This is a genomic window from Micrococcus sp. CH7 (assembly GCF_001595485.1).
Taxonomy (GTDB): Bacteria; Actinomycetota; Actinomycetes; order Actinomycetales; family Micrococcaceae; genus Micrococcus; species Micrococcus luteus.
This window is the reverse complement of sequence record NZ_LOSQ01000021.1, coordinates 140,658-167,425: the sequence shown is the minus strand read 5'-3', so window position 1 is coordinate 167,425 and position 26,768 is coordinate 140,658. Positions and strand designations below refer to the sequence as shown.

The window sequence follows — 26,768 nt, the reverse complement described above, 5'->3', positions numbered from 1 at the left end:
GGATCCGTCCTCCAGTTATCATCGGCTTGACTTGCATTCAGCCGGTTCGGAGCTTAGTAGTACTCTCGGACGTAGCCGAGGGCCTTTTCGAAGACGTCGTTGTCGCGAATCTTGAATTGGACGTAGAGGGTCTTCCGAAGCGCTTGGCGCACCTCCTGGTCGCCGCGGATCGTGGACTGCCACCCCTCGAAGCGGACCCCACGGACGACCTCGTCGATCCGGTTGACGACGTTCTCGACGATGATCGGGGTCTGATCGCCCTTGAGAGCGTCAAATAACTCAGTCAAGGCCGCCCGGCCCTTCTCTTCCCGGGGCATCTCGTCGGCTGCTTTCTCGGCAGCAACAGTGTCGCGGGCGAGTTCGAGAAGCTCTCGGAGGAAGTCGAGGCTGGACTGTTGGATGTCGGCGTAGCGCTCGCGCAGGTCGTTGAGGCGCTGGCCGAGTTCGACGAAGACCGGGTTGTGCAGGTGCCGGGCGATGCGTGCGGTGATCTGACGCTCGATCTCTTCGGTGGGGATGTCGGTGCGCCGACCGGTCATGAGGTCTTCGATCGTCTGAGCGTCGAGCACGATCGTCTCGGTGTTCTGCGGGATCTCGACGGCGACGTGCTCGTTGATCAGGTCGATTGTCTTGGCTCCGAGCGCGTGCCACACGAGTCGCCCCGTGATGTCTGAGGGGCGGACCGACTCGTAGACGTCCGTGAGCCAGCGGTAGTCGTCGCGATGCTTGCCCAGTATGGGGTCCGGACTGAGTGCCTCCCACAGTTGCGACACCACGCTGTAGGCGGCTCCGAAGGCGTCCTTCGTGACATCGTCGGCGATCGCGGATTGCGCCTGGACGAGGCCTTCGTACCCGCCGACCGTGCGGTCGACCCCGGGGAAGAACGCGAGCGCGGCAGCCATGGCCGGCGCGAGCTGAGCCTTCAGTTCCTCGATGTTGGAGACGACCTCCCGGACAGCCCGCTCATCGAAGGAGAGGGATCGGGCGACGTCGTCGAAGATGCCGAGGTAGTCGACGATCAGGCCGTGGGTCTTGTCCGGCGGGTACACGCGGTTGGTGCGAGTGATCGCCTGGAGCAGCGTGTGCTCCTTCAGCGGCTTGTCGAGGTACTGGCAGTAGAGGATCGGAGCGTTGAACCCGGTCAGCAGCTTCGCCGTCACGATGATGATCTTGAGCGGGTCGGTCGGGTCATTGAACCGCGCGACAACCTGCTCCAGCTCCTCGGCACCTGGGGTCCACTTGGCCCAGTCGGGCGAGTCACCTCGGGTTTTCGACATGACTATGGTCGATGCCTCCGGCCCGAGGTGCTTGTCGAGCTCGTTCTTGTAGGCGACGCAGGAGGACTTGTCGTACGCGACGACCTGTGCCTTGAACCCCTGTGGCTCGACTTTCTCCCTGAAGTGGCTGGCGATGTCAGCGGCGATCTTCGCGATGCGCGAGGGCGTCTTGATCAGCACTTCGATCGAGGCCGCCTTCTTCGAAAGCGTGATCTTGTCGCTCTCGGAGAGGTCGCGGTCGGCAGCCAGCTCCTCGAACGCCGTGTCGATGGCCTCCTGGTCGATGTGGATCTCCGAGAGGCGTGGCTCAAAGTGCAGCGGAAGAGTCGCACCGTCGCGGATGGAATCCTGGAAGGAGTATCGCGAGAGGTAGCCGCCCTCGTCGTCGGGTGCACCGAACCACTTGAACGTGTTGCGGTCGCGCCGGTTGATCGGGGTGCCGGTCAGACCGAAGAGGTACGCGTTGGGCAGCGCCCCACGCATCTTCTGCCCGTAGTCACCCTCCTGCGAGCGGTGAGCCTCGTCGACCATCGCAATGATGTTCTGCCGAGCGTCGAGGACGCCGGGTGCCTCGCCGAACTTATGGATCGTGGTGATGATGATCTTCCGCGCGCCCTGGCTGAGCAGTGTCTGGAGCTGCGCGCGCGAGTCCGTCGACACCAAGCCCGGGACGTCCGAGGCGTTGAAGGTGCCCGTGATCTGGGTGTCCAGGTCGATGCGGTCGACCACGATCAGGATAGTTGGGTTCGTGAGTTCGGCCATCGCGCGCAGTTTGAGCGCAGTGAAGACCATGAGCAGTGACTTGCCCGAGCCCTGAAAGTGCCAGATCAGGCCCTGCTTGACCTTGCCGAGCAGGACCCGGTCAACGATCAGATTGGTCGCCTGGAACTGCTGGAACCGCGCGATGATCTTGATCTTGCGATGCTTCTTGTCAGTCGCGTAGAGCGTGAAGAATCGCAGGAAGTCCAGCACCGCGCGTGGCGTCAGGACACCTTCGACGGCTTCCTGGACCGCGACGAGACCGATCTTCGCCGGCGCGTCCTCGTCGGTGGGGTCCTCGCGCCAGGGGCCCCAGAGCTCGATGGGCATGCCGATGGTGCCGTATCGGAAGTCCTTTCCCTCGGTTGCGAAGGAGAACACGTTGGGCACGAAGAACTGCGGGACGCTCTGCTCGTAGTCATCGTGGATCTGCGCGGCCCCGTCGATCCAGGTGTACGCCGGCCGGATCGGCGTCTTCGCCTCACCGACCACCAGGGGCAGACCGTTGCACCACAGCACGAGATCGAACCGCTTCTCCAGCCGGCCCTGCGTGAAGGTCACCTCGGTGGAGACGATCCACTGGTTCGAGGAGTCATCGTCGAGATGTTCGAAGTCGATCAGACGGACTGTGGTGTGCTCGCCGTTCGGCCCGAACGGCATCGATTTCTGCCCGGTCAGCCACGCCATGAACTCCTCGTTAGCGACCACCGGGTGCGGGCTGTTGCGCGCCGCGATCAGGATCGCGCGGAGGTTGTAGATGACCTCGTCGGCCTTCGCCGGATCAGCCTCGATCTCAGGGTTGAGGTTGATCAGCGCACCCTTGAGTACGCCTTCCAGCAGCACCTCGTCGACGCGACGCGGCAACTCGCTACCCGGCACGAACTGGACATCGATGGACTTGACGAGGTCCCGGATGAAGTCACGTACCGAGTTTGCCTCGTTGAACTGCGCCATCAGTCGCCCCCGAAAACTGTCTCAGACAGAGCTGACTTGATCGCTTTCACCGCATCCGACTCTTTTGCCACGGAGGCAACTGCGGATGACGCTGAGGCCATCTGCTCGAGCAAAGAATCCTGGTCCTCAAGGGACGGATGCACAACAGAAACGCGGCTCACAATGTCGGTGTTGAGGTTCTTTACCGTCGAGCCGCCGGCACCCTGCCGGAACTGTGACTGCACCCCGTAGCTCCGCAGAAGGTAGTACAGGTAGTCAGTTCGCCAGCGGCCACCGACATCCGAAAGTGAAAGCCAACCATCATGGATGCATCCGTCGATCCGAACGATGTACGGGCGGCCAAAGCTCATCGAGTTCGACAGGATGAAGTCGCCCGGCTTCACCGTGCGAGTCTTGGGAAGACCACTCGGCTTAATTCGTTGCGCCGTCCTGTCGATGAACTTGCCGTCCGGCGGTACGTCACCGATCTTGATCCAGTGCAGTCCGTCGGGACTGTCGGTCAGGTACTCATTGATTGGTCGCGGCGAGCCGCCGCGCACAATCTTAAGAACGTCACCAAGGTTTACCTCGCGACCGGGCGCGGCCCGCACGAACTGCTCAACAAGTTCTGACTGGCTGCGGACTACCTCCGCGTGCACTTTGGTCAGCGCTCGTCTGTGCCGCTCGACGGTCCAGAGGAGGTCGGCGATGCGCTTCTGCTCGTCGAGGGGTGGGAGATCGAACTCGAAATCCTTCAGGTCACGCCAGTTCGTGCGCGGCGACAGCGACCCTGCCGACGTACCGAGAGCATGCTCGAAGAAGCCGTTCGACTGCACGAGGAACGGGAGCAACTCACCAAGGAGCTGCGTCCCATCGGTCTCGAACGTGTAGATGTCGCCGGAGCAGATGGCGTCGAACTCGGCGTAGGCAACCTTGCGCTGGTACGCGCGCCGTTTGCCGAAGAGCGTCTGTCCAGGCTTCACGCGTCGCGTGAAGGTGGTGCCGTCCTCTGTTGAACCCCACCGGCTAACCTTCAGCTCGCCGGGGTCCATGTGCTCCATCGCGATGACGCGGTTGATGCCGGCCGCTTCGAGATCACGGATGGTCTCATTGACGTTACGAACAACGTCGCCGAAGGCAACCCGCTTCCAGCGCGACTTGTCGAGGTTGAGGCTCACGCGGGCACCTCCGCTCTCAGCAGCGCGAGAACGTCAGTAATCGCCTGGTCCGAAACCTGCGCGGCAGTTCGCCACTGCGCCACTGCATCGCTGACATCGATGTGCTCGCCGCCTTCATTCGCCGAGTCGCCCGCGACGTACAACGGAATCGCGAGGCTGTGGCCCTTCTCCGCGATCTGGTCGAGGGTGCCAACTGCAGCGAACCCGTCCTGTGGCTCGAAGGCGCGATAGGCGGCCAGGATCTTCTGTTGGTGCGCCTCGCGGAGGAAGGACTGTGCCTGTTCGCGGGCGACTTCGTTCACGGCATTGATGAACAGCACCTCGCCCTGGTGCTCGGTGGGCTTGTTGGCGCGGAGCGTGACGACCACGGCCTCCATCGGGCTGTTGTAGAAGAGCCCTGCGCCGAGCCCCAGGACGCACTCGATGAGGTCTGACTGCACCAGTGCTTTGCGGAGGGACGCCTCTTCACGCCGGAAGAGCACCCCGTGGGGGAAGAGGATCGCAGCGCGGCCCGTATCGGGGTCGAGGCTCTTGGCGATGTGCTGGAAGAACGCGTAGTCGGCACGTCCCTGTGGCGGGACACCCCAGACGTTCCGGCCGTAGGGGTCCTTGGCGAATGCGGCACGGTTCCAGGCCTTGATGGAGTAGGGCGGGTTTGCCAGCACGACGTCGAACGTCTGCAGATGGCCCTTGCCGTCGAGGAATGCCGGTCGGCTGAGGGTGTCGCCGTGAGCGATGTGACCGTCTGTGATCCCGTGCAGGAACAGATTCATCCGCGCGATGGCAGAGGTCCCGTAGTTGAGCTCCTGGCCGTAGAGGCGCAGATTCCGCCACTCCTTGCCCTGCCTCTTGAGCTCGGCGGCGGTGGAGATGAGCATGCCGCCCGTGCCGCAGGTGGGGTCGTACACCGACTCACCCGGCTGGGGCTCCAGCATCATCGTCATCAGGTGCACCAGCGTGCGATTGGTGTAGAACTCCTGCGCGGTGTGACCGGAGTCGTCCGCGAATTTCTTGATCAGGTACTCGTAGCCGTTGCCGAGCTCGTCCTCGGGCAGGTTGGCGATCGAGAGCGTCTTGGTGGAGAAGTGCTCGATGAGGTCGGCCAGAGTCGAGTCCGGGAGCAGGTCCTTGTTGCCCCAGTCGCCGTCGCCGAAGACGCCGGGGAGTGTGTCGGGGTTGGCCTTCTCGATGGAGCGCATGGCGTGCAGGAGTGCCGCGCCGATGTTCTGCGTGACGCCGTGGATGTCGTCCCAGTGGCAGCCGTGGGGGATGGCGAAGCGGTGGTTCTCTGGGAGGTCGGCGAGCTCCTCGTCTTCGTACACCTCCATCGCGGCGGCGTGCTCCTCGTCGTAGACGTCGGAGATCCGCTTCAAGAAGACCAGCGGGAAGATGTACTGCTTGTAGTCGCCGGCGTCAATCAGGCCACGGAGAACGATTGCCGCGCCCCAGAGGTAGTTCTCCAGCTCACGCTGGGTGATTCGGGTGCTCATACGGACAGCCCCCACTTCGCCAGCTCGGCCTCCAGCGCAGCACGCGTCGTGGTCGCCTCGGCGTGCGCCGTTTCGAGATTCGCGAGCGCGTCCTCGAGCGTGAGCTTCTCACCGCTGTCAGGAGGCGCGACGTACAGCGGGACGTTGAGGTTGTAGTCGTTGCTCTCGATCTCGGCCAGGTCGACGACACGGGAGCGGCCCTCGATGTCAGCGTAGAGCTCATAGGCGTCGAGGATCTGCTGGGCATGCTCGGGTTCGAGGGTGTTCTGGTTGCGTCCGCGCTTGAACAGGTCTTCACCGTTGATGAAGAGCACCTTGCCGTACTCGTCTGGTTGCTTCTCCGTTCGAAGGATCAGCACGCAGGCGGCGAGGCCAGTGCCGTAGAACAGGTTGGGGGCCAACCCGATGACCGCGTCGACGAGGTCTGACTTGAGCACGTGGGTGCGGATCCGCGCCTCAGCTCCCTGCCGGAAGAGTGCCCCTTGGGGCAGGACGACGGCGACCCGGCCGGTCTTCGGCTTCGCGGAGGTGATCATGTGCTGGACCCACGCCCAGTCGGCGTATCCCTTCGGCGGAACACCACCGAGCGCATTCCGGCCCCACTTGTCGGACGCCCACTCGGGCTCGCCCCAATTCTTGAGCGAGAACGGCGGGTTGGCCACGACGCAGTCAAACTGCGCGAGGTTGTTGCCCGTGTAGAAGGCGGGGCTGCGCAACGTGTCCTCGCGGACGATCTTGAAGTCCTCGACGCCGTGTAGCAGCAGGTTCATCCGTGCGATCGCGGAGGTGGCGAGCACCTTCTCCTGGCCGTAGAGCTTGCCCCACAGGGTCTTGGGGCTGCCGCCGGCATCTTTCACGTGCTCGATGACCTCGATCAGCATCCCGCCGGTGCCGCAAGCCGGGTCGTAGACCGTCTCACCCTCGGTGGGATCGAGGATGTTGACGAGCAGGCCGACCACCGAGCGCGGCGTGTAGTACTCACCGGCCTTCTTGTTCGACTGGTCGGCGAACCTCTTGATGAGGTACTCGTACGCGTTGCCGAACACGTCGGGCGGCACAGCGGCGTTGGTCAGAGCCTTACTCGAGAAGTGCTCGATGAGATCGGCGAGCTTGCGGTCGGGCAGCTTGTCCTTGTTGGTCCAGCTGGCGCTGCCGAAGATGCCGTAGAGGGTCTCTGGGTTGGCCTTTTCGATCTCGCGGAACGCGGTCTGCAGCGCAGTGCCGATGTTCTCGGTGTGGCTGCGCACGTCACCCCACAGGCTGCCCTCGGGGATCACGAAGCGGTGGTTCTCCGCAAACAGGGCGAACTCGTGGTCGCCTCCGGACTCGTCCAGCGCTTGGGCGTACTCCTCGAGGTAGACGTCGCTGATCCGCTTGAAGAACATCAGCGGGAAGATGTATGCCTTGAAGTCGGCCTGGTCGATGCTGCCGCGCAGCAGGTCAGCCGCGGCGGCAAGGTACTGCTCAAGCTCCGCCAGCGTCAGCCGATCGCTCCCGCCGTGGGGCCGCAATGCACGCGCTGCCGCGCGTGCCTCATCCTCGGTCATCCGTCTCCTAGCTATTGCTCCGCCACGCGACAAGGCGCTGCCGACTCAGCTTTCCGCCGAGGGGACAACGTGCCCTGACGGGGCGCGTGTCGCGCCAGCACGCGGTGGGCGGTTCCGATCGACACGCCAGCACCTCCGGCGATGCTGCGCAACGTCTCGCCTTGATCTCTCCGCATCCTAATCTCGCGCTGCGTCTCGTCACTAATGGTGCGTGGTCGACCGTGGCTGACTCCGTGTTCCCGCGCTGCTTGGATGCCGGCCCGGACGCGGGAGCTTTGGAGCTCTCGGCGGCGCCGGGTGAGCTCGCGGACGTCATCGAGGAACTCCGAGTCTCCGGTGTGCTCTCCCGCGGCGAGGCCCTTGAGGACTTTCACGGCAACTCCTCGGTCAACGAGGTCCAGCAGTGTCTCGAGCCCGTCGACCATGCTCGTGCTCAGGCTTCGTGCGTGGGTCACGGTGAGCGCATCGCCGTCGCCCACCTCCGCCACAGCAGCGAGGAGCCCGGGGCGGTTCTTGATCAGGCGTCGACGCGATGCTGTCTCCTCGACGAGACGTGAGCAGATCGGCTTGAGTGCTTGCCGTTGCAACCTCGCGTCCTGAGGGTCTGTCCCGACCCGAATGAGTCCGATGAGCGCCATCAGCCCAGGCTCAGGTCGCCGCTGCGCAGTCCCAGCATGGCAGTGTGTGGGGGCATAGGGTTTATTGAACACTCCTAGCCGGCCCACGATGACGACCGAGCGGCCGTATTTGCCTTCTGACCTGCGGAAACGCAATGCTCAGTTCATCGGTGTGTCGACCGGAAGGAACCGAGTTCACGGGTCCGAGATGCTTCAGAACGCGTCGTGACCGCTTTCAACCTGGGCGCCGTGGTGCGCTCCGCCGTCGCCCTCGGCTGGGACGCGCTGCTGCTCACCCCGCAGGCCGCCGACCCGCTGTACCGGCGCGCCATCCGCGTCTCGATGGGCACGGTGTTCCGCCTGCCGTGGGCGCGCCTGCCCGGCCCGGTCGCCGCGTCGCTGCCCGCGCTGCGGGCGGCCGGGTTCGCGGTGGCCGCCCTCGAGGTGACGGACCGCGCCGTGGGCCTGGACTCGCCGGAGATCGAGCCGCTGCGGACCGCCGAGCGCCTGGCCCTCGTCCTCGGCCAGGAGGGGCCGGGGGTCCGGCCCGAGACCCTCGCCCAGACCGACGCCGACGTCGTCATCCCCATGCCCGACGGCGTCGACTCACTGAACGTGGCCGCGGCCGCGGCGGTCGCGCTGTGGGAGCTGCGCGCACGCTGACCGGCCCGGGTGCGGTAGAGTGGGCGGCTGGCCCGCCGTCCGGCGGACCCCCTGACCACACCTCTCGCGCCCCTGGTCCCAATCAGGCGGCTGAAACGAAGGATGCACCATGAAGTCTGAGATCCACCCGGATTACCGCTACGTCATCTTCAACGACCTCGCCTCCGGTGAGAAGATCCTCACCCGCAGCACCGCGAACTCCGAGAAGACCGCGGAGTGGACCGATGGCAACACCTACCCGGTGATCGACGTCGAGATCTCGGCCGCCTCGCACCCGTTCTACACGGGCAAGCAGCGCATCATGGACACCGCCGGCCGCGTCGAGCGCTTCAACGCCCGCTTCAAGGGCTTCGGCGGCAAGAAGTGACCGCGGCGGCCTGAGCCGCGCGCCCACCACGACGACGGGCCCCGCGCCCCCGGAGCGATCCGGGCGGTGCGGGGCCCGTCGCGTCGCCCGTAGGCTGGCGGGCATGACGACTCTCCACGGTGAATACAAGGTGATCGGCGGCAAGCTGGTCGCGGCGGACCTGAGCCTCGCGGACGGCCGGATCGCGACCGCCAGCATCAACGGTGACTTCTTCCTCGAGCCGGACGAGGCGCTCGAGGACCTCAACGCGGCGGTGACCGGGCTGTCCGCGGACGCCGAGCATCGCGTCATCCGGGAGGCCGTCGAGCGGGGTCTGCGACCCGAGGCCGAGCTGTTCGGCGTGGACGCCTTCGCGGTCGCCTCGGCCGTGCGTCGCGCCCTCGGCAAGGCGACCACGTGGGAGGACCACGAGTGGGAGGTCATCGGGCCGGAGCCGATGCCGATCGCGCTGACCTTGGCCCTGGACGAGGTGCTCACCCGACAGGTGGCCGAGGGACGTCGCAAGCCGACCATGCGCCTGTGGCAGTGGAACGAGCCGGCCGTGGTGATCGGCGCCTTCCAGTCGCTGGCCAACGAGGTGGACCCCGAGGGGGCGCGGCGGCACGGCATCAACGTGGTGCGGCGGATCTCCGGCGGCGGCGCGATGTTCATGGAGGCGGACAACTGCGTCACGTACTCGATGCACGTGCCGTCGTCGCTGGTCGACGGGCTGGAGACGGCGGAGACCTACCCGTTCCTGGACGAGTGGACCATGGACGCGCTCGCCCGACTCGGCGTGCAGGCGTTCTACCAGCCGCTCAACGACATCGCCACGGACCAGGGGAAGATCGGCGGCGCCGCGCAGAAGCGGGTGGGCACGGCCGGGCTGCTGCACCACGTGACGATGAGCTACGACATCGACGCGGACAAGATGCTCGAGGTGCTGCGCATCGGCCGGGAGAAGCTGCGCGGCAAGGGCGTGGCCTCGGCGAAGAAGCGGGTGGATCCGCTCCGCCGCCAGACCGGCGTCTCGCGCGCCGAGATCTGGGAGACCATGATGACCACCTTCCAGGAGCGCTACGGCGCACGCCGCGTCGAGCTGGACGAGGCCACCCGCGAGGAGGCCGAGCAGCTGGCCCGCACCAAGTTCACGACCCCGGAGTGGACGGCGCGGGTGCCCTGAGCCACCTGACGGCGTCCCGGCACCGTCCGGCACGCTTCCGTCCGGGGGCGGTTTGCGGTGGTATTCGACGTGAATACCGCCCGAAACCGCCCCCGACGCGTCGAGGTGTGGCGGGGCGGCTCTGTCAGGATCGGACCATGACCCCCGACGACGCCCCCGTCCGCCTGATCGCCCGCTCCGACGCCCCGCGGCGCCCACGGTCGACCGTGGACGTCCACTGCGCCCTCGAGCTGGAGCTCGCCTCCGGCCGCCGCGTGCCTCTGCTCACGGACCGCGGCTGGAGCGCGGACGGCACGTGGGACCTCGTCACGGTCCGCGACCTCGACGAGGCCGCCGCCACGGTGACCGGGCCGGACGAGCCGGGCGGCGGCCGCACGCCTGCCCAGGAGGAGACGCGACACTGGGACGCGCTGGCAGCGGTCGCGGCCGAGGCCGGGGTGCCGGTGGGGGCCGCAACGTTGCGCGAGCTGCCGCTGGTGGGGGAGACCTCGCCCGAGCTGGCCGCCCTCGTGGACCGGGCGCACCGCGAGGCCCGCGCCCTGAACCGGCTGCTCGGCGTCCACCCGCTGGCCCTCGGCACGCTCGCGCCGGCCGACGTGCTGGGCGCCGACGCGACCGCCGCGCTGCGGACCGGACTGGCCGCGGGACTCGGCGTCGCGCCGACGGCGTGGGAGGACCCGGGCGTCGTGCTCGCGCCCGCCGCGGACGCCGGACCCGGAGCTGCTGCACGTGGTCCTGCTGCACACGACCGCGGTGGTCGCCGGGCCACCCGCACTCGTGGCCCGCCTCGCGGACGCCGACGTCTCCGACCTGCTCGACGACGCCTCCCTCGGCGCCCACCTGCGCCGCCCGGTGGAGGACGTGTCGGCGGCCTGGCTCCACGCGGCCGACCGGCAGGCGCTGTCCCTCGACCCGGACGGCGGGGCCGCGCACGTGGCGCGCCACGCCGAACTGACGGCCGTGCTGGAGACGCGGCCCGTCGTCGTCGAGCGGGTGGGGATGCGCGACCGGGACGCCCAGCGCGCCGCCGACGCCGTGGGCCTGCGCCGGGTGGGCCGGGAACGCGTGCTCCGCGTCGCCGCGCCCTGAGCTGGAATGGTCACGACACGCCGCCTCGCCCGAGGGGAGGCGGCGTGTCGTGACCACTCTGCGCGGGAGGGCTTACCGCTCAGCCCGCCGGCTGCACCGCCTGCACGCGCAGGGACCGCCGCAGGGCGTCCGTGTGCTCCACGACCAGGCGCCGCAGGGCCCCCGGGGCGTCGGGGTGCTCGTCCAGCCAGCGCTGGGCCGCGGCCAGCGTCGGGTGCGACTCCTGCGCGTCGGCGCCGCCGGCCACCGCGTCCTGGCGGCCCGGGAACAGCCCGCCGATCGCGCGCGAGGCCAGCCCGTTGGACCGCGAGGCCCACACCGAGGTCAGGCGCGGCCAGAAGCCGGACTCGTAGGGGGCGAGGAGCTCGACCTCGCCCGCCGCGAAGCCGGCCGCCGTGGCCGAGAGCAGGTCGTTGGACAGCTCCGTGCCGGTGGCCGTGCGGCCGGACATGACCGCCTCCCACGCCGCGGCCTTGACCTCGGCCTCGGGGCGGGCGGCCGCGGCGAGGCGGTGCCACGTGACCGTCTGGGCGGTGCGGCCGGCCTCGAGCTCCGCGTCCAGGCGGTCCTGGCCGGCCCGGCCGGTCGCGGCGAGGGCCTGGAGCACGAGCCAGCGCAGCTCCGCGTCGATCGCCAGGCCCGGCGCCGACGTCGCCGCGTCCTCGCCGAGCAGGGCGGCCTCGAGGGCCGCGGCCATCCCGACGTCGGCGCGCGCCAGCGTCGCCCACGTGCGGGCCGCGGTGCGCTGGCGGTCGGAGCCGGCCTCGAGCGTGCGGGTCTGCTCGGCCAGGACCTCGCCCAGCCGGGCCCGCAGCGCGTCCCGGTCCTCGGCGCGGGCGTACTGGCCCACGGCCGCGGCGGCCTGCGTCAGCACCTGCGCGTGCACGCCCACGGTCGCGATCCGCGCGGACAGCGTCGCCACCGCGTCCAGGAACCGGGCGACCGGCAGCTCGCCGTCGCGGGTCATCGACCACAGGGCGGCCCACACGGTGGCCTCCGCGAGCGGGTCCGCGATGGGGTGCGTCAGGGCCGCGCGCAGCGAGCCCGCGTCGAGCGCGACGGCGGCGTAGGTGAGGTCCTCGTCGTTGGGCAGCACGAGGCGGACGCCCCCGGGGACCTCGAGGTCCGGCAGGGGCACGGCCGCGCCCTCCGCCCCGCCCGGCACGTCGGCGGTGACCTGGGCGGTGCGGCGCAGGACGCCGTCCTGCCCGGGCGTGAAGAGGCCGACCTTCAGCACGTGCGGGCGGAGGATCGGCCCGCCCGTGACCGGGTCCGTGCCCTCCTGGCGCAGCACCGGGGCGTCGCCGTCGACGTCGACCCGCAGCCGGGGCACGCCGGAGGTGTGCAGCCACGCGTCCGCCCACGCGCGCATGTCCCGCCCCGAGGCGGCCTCGAGCGCGGCCATGAAGTCGGCGAGGGAGGCGTTGCCCCACGCGTGGGCGGCGAAGTAGCGGTGCGCGGCGTCGAGGAACGCGTCCCGGCCCACGTAGGCGGCCAGCTGCTTGAGCACGGAGGCGCCCTTGGCGTAGGTGATGCCGTCGAAGTTCTGACGGGCGGCCTCGAGGTCGACGATGTCCGCGACGATGGGGTGCGTCGTCGGCATCTGGTCCTGCACGTACGCCCAGGCCTTGCGGCGGGACGCGAAGGTCACCCACGCGGTCCGGAAGTCGGTGGCCTCGTCCACGCCGAGGGCGCCCATGTAGTCCGCGAACGACTCCTTGAGCCACAGGTCGTCCCACCAGTGCATCGTCACGAGGTCGCCGAACCACATGTGCGCCATCTCGTGCAGGATCACGTTGGCCCGGCCCTCGTACTGGACCGCGGTGGCCCGCGAGGTGAACACGAAGTCCTCGGTGAAGGTCACGAGGCCCGGGTTCTCCATGGCGCCGAGGTTGTACTCGGGCACGAACGCCTGGTCGTACTTGCCCCACGGGTACGCGACGCCGAAGAGGTCGTGGAAGAACGTCAGCCCCCGCTTCGTCACGTCGAACACGGCCTCGGGGTCGAACGCGTCGGCCATCGTGCGCCGGGTGAACAGCCGCAGCGGCACGGCCTGCGCACCGCTGGCCGGGTGACCGTCCCAGGCGTCCTCCCACTGCGCATAGGGGCCGGCGAGCAGCGTCGTGATGTAGGTGGACTGGGGGAGCGTCGGGGCGAACTCCGCCCGGACGACGCCGTCCCCGGCCCGCGTCCGGGACACCTCGGGCCGGTTCGAGGCCAGCACCCAGTCCTCGGGTCCGGTGAGGGAGAAGGTGAAGGCGGCCTTGAGGTCCGGCTGCTCGAAGTCCGGGAACACGCGGCGCGCGTCGGCGGGCTCGTACTGGGTGTAGAGGTAGACCTCGCCGTCGGCGGGGTCCGTGAAGCGGTGCAGGCCCTCGCCCGACCGGGAGTACACGGACCGGCCGACCAGCTCGACCACGTTCTGCGCCGCCAGATCGGGCAGCAGCACCCGGGCCCCGCCCACGACCTCGGCCACGTCCAGCGCCGTGCCGTTGAGGGTCACCGACTCCACGCCCCCGTGGATCCAGTCCAGGTGGGTCTGCGCGCCCGGCTCGGCGCACGCGAAGCGGATCACGGTGCGGACCGGATAGGTGTCGGTCGCGGCGTCCCGGGCGTCGGAGAGGTCCACGTCCACGGCGTAGTCCTGCACCGTGAGCAGGCGGGAGCGTTCCGCGGCCTCAGCGCGGGTGACGTTGGTGGCGTCGAGGTCGGGGGTGGTGTCGGTCAAGGCGAGCCTCCGGTCGGGGATCCAGCGGGGACGGCGACGCGCGGACACACCGGGGCGTGCCCGCGCGTCGGCGGTGGTCCGGGACCGGCGGCCCGGGGCCGCGTCAGTGCGGCTTCGGGACGGGCTGGCCCTTGGAGAGCACCGTCAGGCCGGATTCTGTCACGGTGTAGCCGTTCGCCTCGTCCTCCGCCCGGTCGAAGCCGATGCGCGCGCCCGGGGGCACGACCACGTTCTTGTCCAGGATCGCGTTGCGCACGTGGGCCCCCTCGCCGATCACGACGGAGTCCAGCAGCACCGACTGCTCCACCCACGCCTCGTTGTGCACGCGCACGTCCGTGGAGAGCACGGACTGGGCCACGGTGCCGCCGGAGATGACCACGCCCTGGGAGAGGATCGAGTCGTTCGCCGAGCCGGGGCGGCGGGTGGACGAGCGCACGAGCTTGGCGGGCGGGGAGACGGACTGGCGGGTGTAGAGCGGCCACTCGCGGTTGTAGAGGTTGAACTCCGGCCACGGCTGCACCAGGTCCATGTGCGCGTCGTAGTAGGAGTCCAGGGTGCCGACGTCCCGCCAGTAGTGCTTGCCGGCCGTGCCGCCGGGCACCTCGTTGGAGGTGAAGTCGTACACCCCGGCCTCGCCGCGCTCCACGAACAGCGGGATGATGTCCCCGCCCATGTCGTTGTTCGACTCGGGGTTCTCCTCGTCCTGGTTCAGCGCCGCCACGAGGGCGTCCGTGTCGAACACGTAGTTGCCCATCGAGGCCAGGAACTGCGTGGGGTCGTCCGGCAGGCCGGGGGTCGTCTTCGGCTTCTCCACGAACGCCGAGATCCGCGTCCTGTCCTGCGGGTCCGTCTCGATCACCCCGAACGAGGAGGCCAGCTCGAGGGGCTGGCGCACCGCGGCCACGGTCGCCTTGGCGCCCGAGGCGATGTGCTGGTCCACCATCTGCTGGAAGTCCATGTGGTAGACGTGGTCCGCGCCGATGACGACGACGATGTCCGGCCGTGCGTCGTGGATCAGGTTCATGGACTGGTAGATGGCGTTCGCGCTGCCCGTGAACCAGTCCTTGCCCCGGCGCTGCTGCGCCGGCACGGAGGCCACGTAGTTGTTCAGCAGCGTGGACATCCGCCACGTCTCGGAGATGTGGCGGTCCAGCGAGTGCGACTTGTACTGCGTCAGCACGACGATCTCGCGGTACCGGCTGTTGACCAGGTTGGACAGCGCGAAGTCGATGAGGCGGTACGTGCCGCCGAACGGGACGGCCGGCTTGGCACGGTCGGCCGTCAGCGGCATCAGACGCTTGCCCTCACCGCCCGCCAGCACGACCGAGAGGACCTTCTTCTGCACCATCTGCGTCACTCCTCATGAGCCGGGTCGTCGCGACCCGCACGCGTGCTCTGGGCGTGCGGGGCATCCGTGCCGCCAGACTATCGACCCCCGCCGGGCTGAACTAGGTTGGGGGCGTGCGCATCGACATCGTGAGCAAAGAGTTCCCCCCGTCCATCTACGGCGGTGCCGGCGTCCACGTCGCCGAGCTGACCCGCGTCCTCGCCTCCCGCGTCGACGTCCGCGTCCATGCCTTCGGCGAGCCGCGCGACCCGGACTACCACGGGGCCCGCGTCCTGACGTACCCGAACCCGCCCGGGTTCGACGCCGCCAACGGGGCCGTGCAGACCCTGGCCACCGACCTCACGATCCTCGGGGACCTCGAGGGCGCCGACGTCATCCACTCCCACACCTGGTACGCCAACCTGGCCGGCCACCTCGGCAAGCTCCTGCACGAGGCCCCCCACGTCCTCTCCGCGCACTCCCTCGAGCCGCTGCGCCCCTGGAAGGCGGAGCAGCTCGGCGGCGGCTACGCCCTGTCCAGCTGGGCCGAGCGCACGGCCTACCTCGGGGCGGACGCGGTCATCGCGGTCTCGGACGGCATGCGTCGGGACATCCTGGCCTGCTACCCGGACGTGGACCCGGCAAAGGTGCACACGGTCCACAACGGCATCGACACACAGGTCTGGACCCCGCAGACCGGCACCGCCGCACTGGAGAAGTACGGAATCGACCCGGACAAGCCCTCCGTCGCGTTCGTCGGCCGCATCACGCGCCAGAAGGGCGTGCCCCACCTGCTCCGTGCGGCCCTGCGGCTGCCGGAGGACGTCCAGCTCGTGCTGTGCGTGGGCGCCCCGGACACCGCGGAGCTGGCGCACGAGGTGAACGGGTTGATCGCCGAGCTGCGGCGCACCCGCCAGGGCGTCGTCGTGATCGAGGGGATGATCCCGCGCCACGAGGTGATGGAGATCCTCACGGCCGCCACCGTGTTCGCCTGCCCCTCGGTCTACGAGCCGCTGGGCATCGTCAACCTCGAGGCGATGGCGTGCGGCACCGCCGTCGTCGCCTCCGCCGTGGGCGGCATCCCGGAGGTCGTGCAGGACGGCGAGACCGGCCTGCTCGTCCCCTTCGAGCAGGTCGACGACGGCACGGGGGCGCCCGTGGACGAGGAGGGGTTCGCCGCCGACTTCGCGGCCGCGCTCACCCGCGTCGTGGAGGACCCGGAGCGCGCCCGCGCGATGGGTGAGGCCGGCCGGGCCCGCGCGATCGAGCACTTCTCGTGGGAGACCATCGCGGAGCGCACGATCGAGGTCTACGAGGCCGTGCTGCGCTGAGCCCGCCCGGCCGACCACGCAGACGGGCCCCCGCCACCGCGAGGTGACGGGGGCCCGGTGCGTCCGGGGACGGACGCGGTCAGCCGCGGCGGCCCCGCGCCGCCTTCTCGCGGGCGCGCACGGCCTTCTCGTCCTCCGGCTCCTCGCCGGCGGCCCGGCGGGCCGTGAACCAGGCGTGGGCCTCCTCCTGGCGCTGGGTCTCGGCGTCCGTGGCCACCGCCATGCGCAGGTGCTCGGGCTCGAGGCCGAACGCCTCGACGAGCTCGAGGGCGAAGGGGCGCAGCCGCTCGGCCAGCCGGTTGACGTAGCCGCGCAGGGCCCGGGCGCGCTGGCTCGAGACGCGGCCGTGGGCCACGAACCAGCCGAGGTCGTCCTCGATGAGGCGCAGCGCGAAGAGGTCGCGCAGCCACGTCAGGACGGTCTTCGTGGTCTCATCCGTGATGCCCTCCAGGGCGCGGGTGAAGGCCTCCCACTGCAGCAGCTCGCCGTGGTTGCGGGCGGCCTCGATGAGCTCGTGCTGGCGCGTGTTGAACGCCTCCGCCTGCGCCGCCTGGCCCTTGCCCCGGGCCCCCGAGAGGGTGCCGGCGACGTCGGCGGTCTTGGCGCGGACGCGCTCGGTGAGCAGCTCATGCTGGACGGCAGGGTCCTTGAACCAGTTCGCGGAGCGGCGCTCGGACCCGCCGTCGGCTACGGACTGGACGGCCTTGTGCAGGCCCGCACGGTGGAGGGCGTCCGAGGCCTGATGGACCACGTAGCGGGAGACGGCGCCCACATTGAGACGTCCGAACTCCTTCGAGTAGTCGGTCAGCAGACGCTTGCCCACCAGCTGCAGGAGCACCGTGTTGTCGCCCTCGAACGTGACGTACACGTCCAGGTCGGCACGCATCTGGGCCACCCGGTTCTCGGCGAGGAACCCGGCGCCGCCGCACGCCTCGCGGGCCTCCTGCAGGGTGTCCAGGGCGTGCCACGTGGTCAGCGGCTTGACGGCCGCGGCGAGCGTCTCGAGCTCCTGCCGGTCCACGTCCGTGTCGGAGCGGCCGGAGAAGACGTCGTCGAACTTCTCGACGAGCTCGTTGGAGGCGAAGGCGTCCGCGTAGGCGCGGGCCAGGCGGTCGATGAGGCGGCGCTGGTGGTTCTGGTAGTCCAGCAGCACCTCCTCCCGCTGCGGGTCGGAGGCGTTGAACTGGCGGCGCTGCTCCGCGTAGGCCAGCGCACCGTGCAGGCCGAGGAAGGAGGCCGTGGTGGCGGCGAGGGACAGGGAGACGCGGCCCTGGACGAGCGTGCCGAGCATCGTGAAGAAGCGACGCCCGGGGGAGGCGATGGGCGAGGAGTAGGTACCGTCCTCGGCCACGTCGCCGTAGCGGTTGAGGAGGTTGGTGCGCGGGATGCGGACCTGGGTGAAGTGCAGGCGGCCGTTGTCGATGCCGTTCAGGCCGCCCTTGAGGCCGTCGTCCTCGCCGCCCACGCCGGGCAGGAAGGCGCCCTCCTCGTCCCGGATGGGGACGTAGAAGCAGTGCACCCCGTGGTTGACGCCCCGGGTGATCAGCTGCGCGAAGACCGTGGCCGCCCTGCCGTGCAGCGCGGCGTTGCCGAGGTAGTCCTTCCAGGCGCCCTTGAACGGGGTGTGGATGACGAACTCCTGGGTCGCCTCGTCGTACGTGGCGGTCGTGGCGATCGAGGCGACGTCCGAGCCGTGCCCGATCTCGGTCATGGCGAAGGCGCCCGGGACGCTCAGGTCCATCGCGCCCGGCAGCCACCGGCGGTGGTGCTCCGCGGTGCCCAGGTGCAGGATCGCCGAGCTGAACAGGCCCCACTGCACACCGGCCTTGATCTGCAGGGAGGGGTCCGCGAGCACGAGGTCCCCGAAGGCGGAGAGGTTGCCGCCGTGGTTGTCCTCGCCGCCGAACTCCCGCGGGAAGGCACGGTGGACCGCGTTGCGCTCCACGAGGACGCCCAGCTGCCGCAGGACGCGGGCCCGGTGCTCGTCCATGCCGAGCAGCGGGTCGCGCCACAGGGCGGGGTCCTTGGCGAGCTCGCGGGATTCGCGGCGCTCGGCGGCCCAGCGGCCGAGGAGGGCCTCCTCGAGGGCCGCGGCGTCGAGGGAGCCGGGCGTCGGCCGCTCGGGCGCGATCTCGGCGACGTCGGAGGGGGCCTCGGTGCTGTGCGTCGGGGACTGGGGGGCGAGCTTCTCGTGGACGGTCATGACGATGCTCCTGTTCGTGAGTGGGGGCGGGCGCGGTCGGCGTCCGCCGCCGCGGGGTCGAGGGAGGCGCCGGGCGCGGCGCCGAGGAGGCCGGTCAGCAGCCAGTCGGCGATGGCGCGGGCCATCGCCTCGACCGGGATGCGTCCGGCGGCCGGGGTCCGCAGCCAGGTCTCGGCGGCGGCCCGGACGAGGCCGACGGCGGCGCGCGGCCACAGGGCGAGCGGGTCCGCCGGCGCCGGGGCGTGGCCCCGCGCGGCCATCCCGCGCGCCAGGCCCGACTCGAGCACGGCGTAGACGCGCTCGAGGAACGGGCCCAGCACGGGGGCCTCGGCCGTGGCGGGGGACGGGGCGACGGCGAACGCGTACACCTCGGGCGACGTCGCCGCGACCGTGAGGTACACCTCGACCATGCGGCGCAGGGCCTCGGGCTCGGAGACCGGCTCGTCCGCGACCTCGAGCAGGCGGCGCTCCATGTGGGCGGTGACCCGCTCGGACACGGCGAGGCGCAGGCCCTCGCGGTCGCCGAAGTAGCGGTAGTAGACGGTCTTGGAGGTGCCCGCGTGGGCGGCGATCTCCTCCATCGAGGCGTGTGCGCCCAGGGCGTGCACGGCCGACCGGGCGGCCCGGACCAGTTCCAGACGGCGCTCGGCGCGGTGCCGGTCCCAGCGGACGCTGCGACCGTCCCGGGCGGTGGACGTGACGGGGTTCACGAAACCGAGCGTATCAGGTACTGTGGGTCACAGTCACCCACCCCGCCGACGTCCGTATCGTCCGGGGTGGAAACGCCCCCGCCGCGTCGGCGGTGGGCCCGCCGTCGAGAGGACCGTCATGACCCACCACGAGACCCCCGCGTCCGAGACCGCCTCCCGCCCCGCCGTCGCCGGTGGAGCGCTGCGCCCCGCCGTCATCCTGGGCGGTAACCGCATCCCCTTCGCCCGTGCCAACACCGCCTACGCCGAGGCCGGGAACCAGGAGATGCTCACGGCCACGCTCGACGGCCTCGTCGCGCGGTTCGGGCTCCAGGGCGAGCGCATCGGCCAGGTCACCGCCGGCGCCGTCCTCAAGCACCCGCGCAACTTCAACCTCACCCGCGAGGCCGTCCTGGGCTCCGCGCTCTCCGCCGCCACCCCGGCCGCCGACGTCCAGGTGGCCTGCGCCACCGGCATGGAGGCCCTGGGCACCCTCGCCAACAAGATCCGGCTCGGCCAGCTCGACTCCGCCATCGGCGGCGGCGTGGACTCGATCTCGGACGCGCCCGTCTCGCTCTCGGACGGCGCGCGCCGCGTGCTGCTGCAGCTCAACACCGCCAAGACCACGAAGGACCGCCTGCGCGCCCTCGCCCAGCTGCGCCCCGGGCAGCTCGTGCCCGAGCCGGCCGGCGCGGGCGAGCCGCGCACCGGCATGTCCATGGGCGAGCACCAGGCCCTGACCACCCACAAGTGGGGCATCACCCGTCAGGCCCAGGACGAGCTCGCCGCGGCCTCCCACCGGAACCTCGGCGCCGCCTACGCCGCCGGGTACATGGACGATCTGGTGACCCCGTTCCACGGCCTGGCCCGCGACAACAACCTCCGCCCCGACTCCACGCCGGAGAAGCTGGCCGGCCTGAAGCCCGCGTTCGGCCGCCAGCTGGGGGACGAGGCGACCATGACGGCCGGCAACTCCACCCCGCTCACCGACGGCGCCTCCGCGGTGCTGCTCTCCTCCGAGGAGTGGGCCGCCGAGCGCGGACTGCCCGTGCTCGCCGAGTTCGTGGACATGGAGAACGCCGCCGTGGACTTCGTCGACGGACACGAGGGCCTGCTCATGGCCCCCGCCTACGCCGTCCCGCGCCTGCTGGCCCGGCACGGGCTCACCCTCGACGACCTCGACTTCGTGGAGATCCACGAGGCGTTCGCCGGCACCGTCCTGTCCACGCTCGCCGCCTGGGAGGACGAGGAGTACTGCCGCGAGCGCCTCGGGCTGCCGGGTGCGCTGGGCTCGGTGGACCGCGCCCGGCTCAACGTGCACGGCTCCTCGTTGGCGGCCGGTCACCCCTTCGCCGCCACCGGCGGCCGCATCGTCGCCCTGCTGGCCAAGATGCTGCATGAGAAGGGGGAGGGCTCCCTCGGCCTCATCTCCGTCTGTGCCGCCGGCGGCCAGGGCATCGTCGCCCTGCTCCGCGGCCGCTGAGCCCCGACCGACCCGACCCGAGAGGACCGACCATGACCGACCGTTACGGCACCTTCGTCGCCTCGCCCCTGGGCCGCCGCCTCACCGGCGCCCTGGGCCTGCCTCAGCCCGTCGAGCTGCGCCGGCACACCCCCGGCGACCCCGTGCTGCCCGGCTCCGTGCTCGTCTTGGGCGCGACCCCCGCAGCCGCGGACGCCCGCACCCTCTTGGCCTCGTGGGGCCTCGAGGTCGCCGACGCCCCCCGGGAGGGCGCCCGCCACGCGGCGATCGTCGCGTGCTTCGACGGGGTCGCCACGCCCGCGGACCTCGGCGCGGTGGCGCTGGAGATCGGCGGCGCGCTGCGCTCGCTGGGCTCCTCCTCGCGCGTGGTGACGGTGTTCGAGGACCCCGAGGCCGCCACGGACCCGACCCTGCGCGCCGCCCGCCAGGGCGTGACGGGCCTGACCCGCTCCATCGCGCACGAGATGCGCCGCGGCGGCACGGCCAACGGCCTGGTCCTGGGCGAGGGCGTGCCGCTCACCGCCCCCGGTGCGGCCGGCGCGCTCGCGTTCCTGCTCTCCGGCCGCGCGGCGTACGTCTCCGGCCAGTTCGTGCCCGTCGCCACCGCCGACGGCGCTGTCCCCGCCGACGCGGCGCGCCCGCTGGCCGGCAAGGTCGCCGTGGTCACCGGTGCCGCCCGCGGCATCGGCGCCGCCATCGTGCGGACGCTCGCCCGCGACGGGGCCGTGGTCGTCGGCGTGGACGTCCCGGCGGCGGGCGAGGCGCTGGCCGAGGTCGTGAACGAGGTCGGCGGCACGGCGCTCGCCCTGGACATCACGGCGCCGGACGCGGGCGCTCGCATCCTCGAGCACTGCCGCACCCGGCACGGCCGGATGGACGTGGTGGTGCACAACGCCGGGATCACCCGGGACCGGATGCTGGCCAACATGGACGCCGCGCGCTGGGACTCCGTCCTCGCCGTGAACACCACGGCCCAGCTGGCCATGAACGAGGCGTTCCTCGCCGAGGACGCCCGGGACGTGGCGGGTCAGGGGCTGCGCATCGTGGGCCTGGCCTCCATCTCCGGCATCGCGGGCAACCGCGGCCAGACGAACTACGCGGCCTCGAAGGCCGGGGTCATCGGCCTGACGGCGGCGTCCGCCCCGGTCCTCGCGGCCCGCGGGGGCACGATCAACGCGGTGGCCCCGGGCTTCATCGAGACCGAGATGACCGCGAAGATCCCGCTCGCCACGCGCGAGGTGGGCCGGCGGCTCAACGCGCTGCAGCAGGGCGGTCTGCCGCAGGACGTGGCCGAGACGGTGGCCTGGCTCGCCTCGGACGCCGCCGGAGGCACCAACGGGGCCACGCTGCGGGTCTGCGGCCAGTCGAAGCTGGGGGCGTGAGGATGCAGACCACGCAGCTGTCCGCCCCGCCCTCCCTCGGCCGGCTCTACGTCCGCGCCGCGGGGCGGGCCGCCACGGACGCCGTCGTCCGTCGGCGCCGTCCCCGCGAGCTCCCGGACCGTCAGGTGGTCGTGACCGGCCACCGCATCCCGGCCGAGGCCGTGACCGCGTGGCGCGGGGCCGTCGGGTCCGCGGATCCGGCGGACCTGCCCTCGGTCCTGGTGCACACCCAGGTGTTCGGCGCGGCGATGGAGCTGATGGCCGACCCCGAGTTCCCGCTGCCCCTGCCCGGGCTGGTGCACCTGAGCAACACCGTCCTGCACCACCGGCCCGTCCCGGCGGAGACCCCGCTGCGCGTCACCGCGCGTGCGGTGGGTCTCGTCCCGCACCACGCGGGTACCGCCGTGGACGTCGTCGTGACCGTCGAGGGGCCCGGCGACGACGGCGGGGAGGCACTGCTGTGGGAGGGCGTCTCCCGGTACCTCGCCAAGGGCGTCCACCTCTCCGGCCTGCGTCCCGAGCGGCCCGCCCGCCCGGACTTCGTGCCCCCGACGCCGACCGCCCAGTGGCGCTTCGGGACGGGGGCCGGACGCCGGTACGCGGGCGTCTCCGGGGACTGGAACCCGATCCACCTGACGGGCGTCTCGGCTCGACTGTTCGGCATGAAGGGCGCGATCGCCCACGGGATGTTCCTGGCCGCCCGGATGCTCGAGGGCCGTGAGCCGGCCGGCGCCGGGTTCCGCTGGCACATCGACTTCGAGGCGCCCGTCGTGCTGCCGACCACCGTGGCCGTCCGCTACGAGCCCGGGCCTGACGGCGGCACGCGCGTGTACGGCTGGGATGCGCGGCGCCGGCGCCCGCACTTCTCCGGGGAGATCACTCCGCTCGAGTCCTGACGGCCCCCGGGCCCGCGCACCGGCCCGCCGAGACTCGCTGTCTCGGCGGGCCGGTGCGTTCGGGCGGTCAGGCGTCCAGCCCGGGCGACCGCCGCGGCACGGCGGCGACGGCCTCGAGCAGCCCGTCCGCGTAGGCCTCCCACGAGTGACCGGCGGCGTGGCGCACGGCGCCGGTCCCCAGTGCCGCCCAGGCATCACGATCCGCCAGGATCTCGGCCAGGGCCTCGGCCCACGCCTCGGGGGTGCCCGCCGTCACGTGGCGGCCGGACACGCCGTCGAGGACCGCGTAGACCAGTCCGCCGACCCGGTGCGCCAGCACGGGCGTGCCGCAGGCCTGTGCCTCGAGGGCGACCAGGCCGTAGGTCTCGGACGCGCTCGGCATCGCCACGACGTCCGCCGCCCGGAACTGGGCGGCCAGGGCAGGCGCGGGCACCGGCCCGGAGAACGTCACCAGGTCGGCGACCCCCTCCCGCGCGGCCAGTCCCGCCAGGTCCAGTCCGTTGTCCCCCGAGGCGGCCCCGTTCACATGCAGGCGCACGCCCGGGTCGACGCCCGCGCCACCGGCCCGCTCGCGCAGCACCCCGAGGGCGGACACGAGCAGGTGCGGGCCCTTGTGACGCTGCACGCGACCGGCGAACAGGACGCGCAGGGCCCCGTCGTCCTCCGGCGCGCCCGGCCACTGCGCGGCGCCGTCCGGCGTGAACGTCTCGAGGTCGGCCCCGGGGGGCAGCACCCGGGTGCGGGCGCGGGGCACGTCCAGCAGCTCGCGCAGGTCGGCGACCTCGGCGGCGGAGTTGACCACGAGCAGGTCGGCCCGCTCGACGATTCCGCGTTCGGCCTCGACCCGGGCGTCCGGCTCGCGCAGCTCGGGGTCCTCGAGCATCTTCGCCGCCGCCGTGGTGTGCATGGTCTGCAGGTACGGGGCGTGGGCCGCCCGCGCCAGCGCCGCGGCGGTGGACCCGGAGAGCCAGTAGTGGCCGTGCACGAACGCGACGGGCGGGGCGTCCGCGCCACCGAGGACGGGGCCGCCCGGCACGGCGTCCGAGGCGAGCCAGTCCAGGGCCGCGCGGGTGAACTCGGCGCCGAGTCCCGCCAGCTCCTCCTTGGGCACGGGAGCGGACGGCCCGGCGGCGAGGTCCACGACCGTGACCGGCGGGGCCTGCCCGCCGGCGTCCACCATCCGGACCCGTGCGCCGTCCGCTCCCACCGGCTCCTCCGCCCGGGTCAGCAGGATCATCCGCACGCCCCGGCGGGCCAGGGCGACGGCGGCCTGCCGCACGTAGACGTTCATGCCGCCGGCGTCGCCGCGGCCGGGCTGGGCCAGGGGGGAGGTGTGCAGGCTGACCCCGATCCCCACCGGCACGGACGACCGCAGTTCGGCGTCCACGGCGTCGAACAGTCGGGCCGCCGACGCCGAGTCCGCCAGGTCCTCGACGGAGACCATCCGTCCGGCGCCGTCGCCGAGCGGCACGGTCCAGTTCGGGTACTGGTCCTGGAGGGTGCCGGGCTGGTTCTGGATGCGCCGCTCGCCCACGGCGTCCACGAGCGCCACGCTGTGCAGGGCCGAGGGCGCCTGCGCGAGCAGGCGGTGCAGGGCCACGATCTGGCGTTCGCGCACCTCGGGGCCGGCGTCGGGGACGTCCACGTCCGCCTCGGCGAGCAGCCCGCGCCGGGCCGCGGCGGCGAGGAACGCGCGCACCTCCTCCGCCGACCGGCGGCGTTCCTGGGCGACGTCCACGGTGTAGAGGCCCAGCCGTTCGCGCAGGTCCACCTGGACGCCCTCGAGGTAGCCGGCCGTGGGCGGCAGGTCGTGCGTGTTCACCGCCGCCATGGCCAGCCGCCGGTAGCGCTCCGGCGGGGTGGGCTCGCCGTCCTCCTGCTCGAACCAGAGGATCGACGTGCCGAGCACGCCGGCCTCGGCCAGGCGGCGCTGCACCCACGGCTCGAACGTGCCGAGGTCCTCGCCCACCACGACGACGCCGGCCCGCTCGGCCTCGAGCGTGAGCACGGCGAGCATCGCCTCGTGGTCGTACTCGACGTACGCGCCCTGGGTGGCACCGGCGCCCTCCGGGATCCACCACAGGCGGAACAGCCCCAGGACGTGGTCCATGCGGATGCCGCCCGCGCCGCGCAGCACCGTGCGCAGCATGTCCCGGAACGCGGCGTAGCCGGTCTCGGCCAGGCGGCGCGGATGCCAGGGGTGCTGTGACCAGTCCTGGCCCAGCTGGTTGAACAGCTCGGGCGGCGCGCCGACGGACATGGTCGGCACCAGCACGTCCCCGAGCATCCACGCGTCCGCGGTCTCGCGGGTCGCCCCGACCGCCAGGTCCACCATGACGCCCATGCGCATGCCGGCCGCCCGGGCCCGCTGGTGCACGCCGGCGAGCTGCTCGGCGGCGATCCACTGCACCCAGCGGTGCAGGTCGACGTCGGTCGCGCGTTCGACGCGGACCCGCTCGGCCTCGACCCCGCCCGGCGCCCAGGCCGGGTCGGCGAGATCGGGCCCGGTGCCGTCGCCGTCCAGGCGCAGGACGGACCAGAGGGCGAAGTCGTCCAGGCCCGGGCCGGCCTCGGCGCGGAACCGCGCGTAGGCGGCCTCGCGCTCGGGGGAGCGGGGCACCTCGTGCACGCGGCGCAGCGCGGGCCACAGGACGGCGGCGACGGCGGCCCGATCGATCCGGCCGGTGCGCTCCAGCTCCGCCTGGACGCGGGCGCCGGCCGACCGCAGCTCCGCCTGCTCCGCGGCGGGCAGGTCGGCGAACTCGGGGATCGAGGGCACGTGCACGATCAGCGCCGAGAGGAACCGACGGGAGACGGGGGAGTAGGGGGAGTCCGCCGGATGGGGGCCGGGCTCGACCGCGTGCAGGGGGTGCAGCAGCAGGAAGTCGGCACCGTGCCGGGCGACGATCTCGGCCAGGGACGCCATGTCCGCCGCGTCTCCGATGCCCCACGAGTCCGCCGAGGTCACCGAGTAGCCCTGCGCGGCCGCGCCCCAGCCGCGGCGCTCGAGGAAGGGACGCGGCGTGCTCAGCCGGGTCGGGGCGCAGACCAGGACCGCGGAGGCGGTGGAGCCGGAGCCGCTGGTCACCTCCAGCCGGTGCCAGCCCGGGGCGAGGTCGGCGGGGATCTGCACGTGGACGCGCTCGCGTTCGACGCCGTCGACCAGGCGGACCTCGGACACCGGCTCGCTCACGCTCACGTCGAGGGTCTGCCCGTCCTCCGTGTGCACGCGGGCCGCGACCGGCTCCCCTGCGGCCACGTGGCACGGCACGGACAGGCGGTGACCGGACCGGGCGGCCACGGTGGGCGGGAGCACGTCCCGCCAGGGGGCCGTCTCCGCCTCCTCCACCGCCTCGGCCAGAGCGGCGACCCCGTCCGGTCGGACCGACACCCCGAGGGCGGCGAGCACCTTCACGAGGGCCTCGTCCGGCACGGTCTGGGCCGAGCCGTCCTGCCCGACGTACTCGGGCTGCACCCCGTGGGCTCGCGCGAGCCGATGCAGCAGTGCGGGGGCTTCCAGGGCCATCGGGTCCTCCATGCCGTCGTGCGGTTCCACCGACGGCGCCTGCCGTCGCACGGACACCACTCTAGAGGGGACGCCGGACGGGGGAACGCGCAGGGCCCCGGTCGTGACGACCGGGGCCCTG

General features: G+C 71.5%; 18 protein-coding genes. 8 read left to right on the top strand and 10 right to left on the bottom strand.

Annotated elements, in window-relative coordinates:
* Positions 1-53: 53 nt before the first annotated feature.
* Genes AUV08_RS06455 through AUV08_RS12390 form a run of 5 tightly spaced genes read right to left on the bottom strand, consistent with a single transcriptional unit; the run spans position 54 to position 7,822 of the window.
* A complete protein-coding gene (locus AUV08_RS06455) occupies positions 54-2,990 on the bottom strand; it encodes a type I restriction endonuclease subunit R (protein WP_061867255.1) in 2,937 nt (978 codons plus the stop codon).
* The gene (locus tag AUV08_RS06450; RefSeq protein ID WP_061867256.1) at positions 2,990-4,147 is read right to left on the bottom strand and encodes a restriction endonuclease subunit S; all 1,158 of its coding nucleotides are present in this window, start codon (positions 4,145-4,147) and stop codon (positions 2,990-2,992) included. The genes AUV08_RS06455 and AUV08_RS06450 overlap by 1 nt, the downstream gene beginning before the upstream one ends.
* Positions 4,144-5,637 (bottom strand): class I SAM-dependent DNA methyltransferase, encoded by a 1,494-nt coding sequence (locus AUV08_RS06445; protein WP_061867257.1) that lies wholly within the window; start codon positions 5,635-5,637, stop codon positions 4,144-4,146. Before AUV08_RS06445 ends, AUV08_RS06450 begins: the two co-directional genes overlap by 4 nt.
* Complete coding sequence (locus tag AUV08_RS06440; RefSeq protein ID WP_061873146.1) at positions 5,634-7,184, bottom strand: class I SAM-dependent DNA methyltransferase; 1,551 nt, start codon at positions 7,182-7,184, stop codon at positions 5,634-5,636. Before AUV08_RS06440 ends, AUV08_RS06445 begins: the two co-directional genes overlap by 4 nt.
* 11 nt (positions 7,185-7,195) lie before the next feature.
* A complete protein-coding gene (locus AUV08_RS12390; protein WP_084776553.1) occupies positions 7,196-7,822 on the bottom strand; it encodes a recombinase family protein in 627 nt (208 codons plus the stop codon).
* A gap of 204 nt (positions 7,823-8,026) precedes the next feature.
* On the opposite strand from AUV08_RS12390, the gene AUV08_RS06430 reads away from it, so the two are divergent.
* The 4 genes from AUV08_RS06430 (at position 8,027) to AUV08_RS12200 (ending at position 11,082) form a co-directional block, all read left to right on the top strand.
* The gene (locus AUV08_RS06430; protein WP_255354991.1) at positions 8,027-8,464 is read left to right on the top strand and encodes an RNA methyltransferase; all 438 of its coding nucleotides are present in this window, start codon (positions 8,027-8,029) and stop codon (positions 8,462-8,464) included.
* 109 nt (positions 8,465-8,573) lie between these two features.
* Positions 8,574-8,831, top strand: a complete 258-nt coding sequence (locus tag AUV08_RS06425; protein ID WP_036336843.1) for a type B 50S ribosomal protein L31 — start codon at positions 8,574-8,576, stop codon at positions 8,829-8,831.
* A 103-nt stretch (positions 8,832-8,934) separates the two neighbouring features.
* Complete coding sequence (locus tag AUV08_RS06420; protein WP_061867260.1) at positions 8,935-9,993, top strand: biotin/lipoate A/B protein ligase family protein; 1,059 nt, start codon at positions 8,935-8,937, stop codon at positions 9,991-9,993.
* A gap of 729 nt (positions 9,994-10,722) precedes the next feature.
* Entirely contained in the window at positions 10,723-11,082 is a 360-nt protein-coding gene (locus AUV08_RS12200; RefSeq protein ID WP_230260220.1) for a hypothetical protein, read from the top strand.
* A 79-nt stretch (positions 11,083-11,161) separates the two neighbouring features.
* On the opposite strand, the gene pepN is transcribed toward AUV08_RS12200, so the two are convergent.
* Together pepN and glgC are read right to left on the bottom strand one after the other, a co-directional pair.
* Positions 11,162-13,810: an aminopeptidase N gene (gene pepN / locus AUV08_RS06410; protein ID WP_061867261.1), complete on the bottom strand. Its 2,649-nt coding sequence runs from the start codon at positions 13,808-13,810 to the stop codon at positions 11,162-11,164.
* A 103-nt stretch (positions 13,811-13,913) separates the two neighbouring features.
* Positions 13,914-15,158 carry a glucose-1-phosphate adenylyltransferase gene (glgC, locus tag AUV08_RS06405; RefSeq protein WP_061867262.1) on the bottom strand — a complete coding sequence of 415 codons (1,245 nt, stop codon included), beginning with the start codon at positions 15,156-15,158 and terminating at the stop codon, positions 13,914-13,916.
* A gap of 113 nt (positions 15,159-15,271) precedes the next feature.
* Here glgC and glgA point away from each other — a divergent pair, with 113 nt between their 5' ends.
* Positions 15,272-16,468 carry a glycogen synthase gene (gene glgA / locus AUV08_RS06400; protein ID WP_002855046.1) on the top strand — a complete coding sequence of 399 codons (1,197 nt, stop codon included), beginning with the start codon at positions 15,272-15,274 and terminating at the stop codon, positions 16,466-16,468.
* Positions 16,469-16,547: 79 nt separating this feature from the next.
* Here the strand turns inward: glgA and AUV08_RS06395 are convergent, their stop codons facing one another.
* The gene (locus AUV08_RS06395) at positions 16,548-18,671 is read right to left on the bottom strand and encodes an acyl-CoA dehydrogenase (RefSeq protein WP_061873145.1); all 2,124 of its coding nucleotides are present in this window, start codon (positions 18,669-18,671) and stop codon (positions 16,548-16,550) included.
* Positions 18,668-19,381 carry a TetR/AcrR family transcriptional regulator gene (locus AUV08_RS06390; protein WP_061867264.1) on the bottom strand — a complete coding sequence of 238 codons (714 nt, stop codon included), beginning with the start codon at positions 19,379-19,381 and terminating at the stop codon, positions 18,668-18,670. The genes AUV08_RS06395 and AUV08_RS06390 overlap by 4 nt, the downstream gene beginning before the upstream one ends.
* A 118-nt stretch (positions 19,382-19,499) precedes the next feature.
* Here AUV08_RS06390 and AUV08_RS06385 point away from each other — a divergent pair, with 118 nt between their 5' ends.
* The 3 genes from AUV08_RS06385 to AUV08_RS06375 are packed head-to-tail and all read left to right on the top strand — an operon-like array spanning position 19,500 to position 23,121.
* A complete protein-coding gene (locus AUV08_RS06385; RefSeq protein ID WP_061867265.1) occupies positions 19,500-20,843 on the top strand; it encodes an acetyl-CoA C-acetyltransferase in 1,344 nt (447 codons plus the stop codon).
* Between the two features lie 32 nt (positions 20,844-20,875).
* Complete coding sequence (locus AUV08_RS06380; RefSeq protein ID WP_036383386.1) at positions 20,876-22,225, top strand: 3-oxoacyl-ACP reductase; 1,350 nt, start codon at positions 20,876-20,878, stop codon at positions 22,223-22,225.
* A 2-nt stretch (positions 22,226-22,227) separates the two neighbouring features.
* Complete coding sequence (locus AUV08_RS06375) at positions 22,228-23,121, top strand: MaoC/PaaZ C-terminal domain-containing protein (protein ID WP_061867266.1); 894 nt, start codon at positions 22,228-22,230, stop codon at positions 23,119-23,121.
* A 67-nt stretch (positions 23,122-23,188) separates the two neighbouring features.
* Here the strand turns inward: AUV08_RS06375 and malQ are convergent, their stop codons facing one another.
* Positions 23,189-26,698: a 4-alpha-glucanotransferase gene (gene malQ, locus AUV08_RS06370; RefSeq protein WP_061867267.1), complete on the bottom strand. Its 3,510-nt coding sequence runs from the start codon at positions 26,696-26,698 to the stop codon at positions 23,189-23,191.
* Positions 26,699-26,768 lie beyond the last annotated feature (70 nt).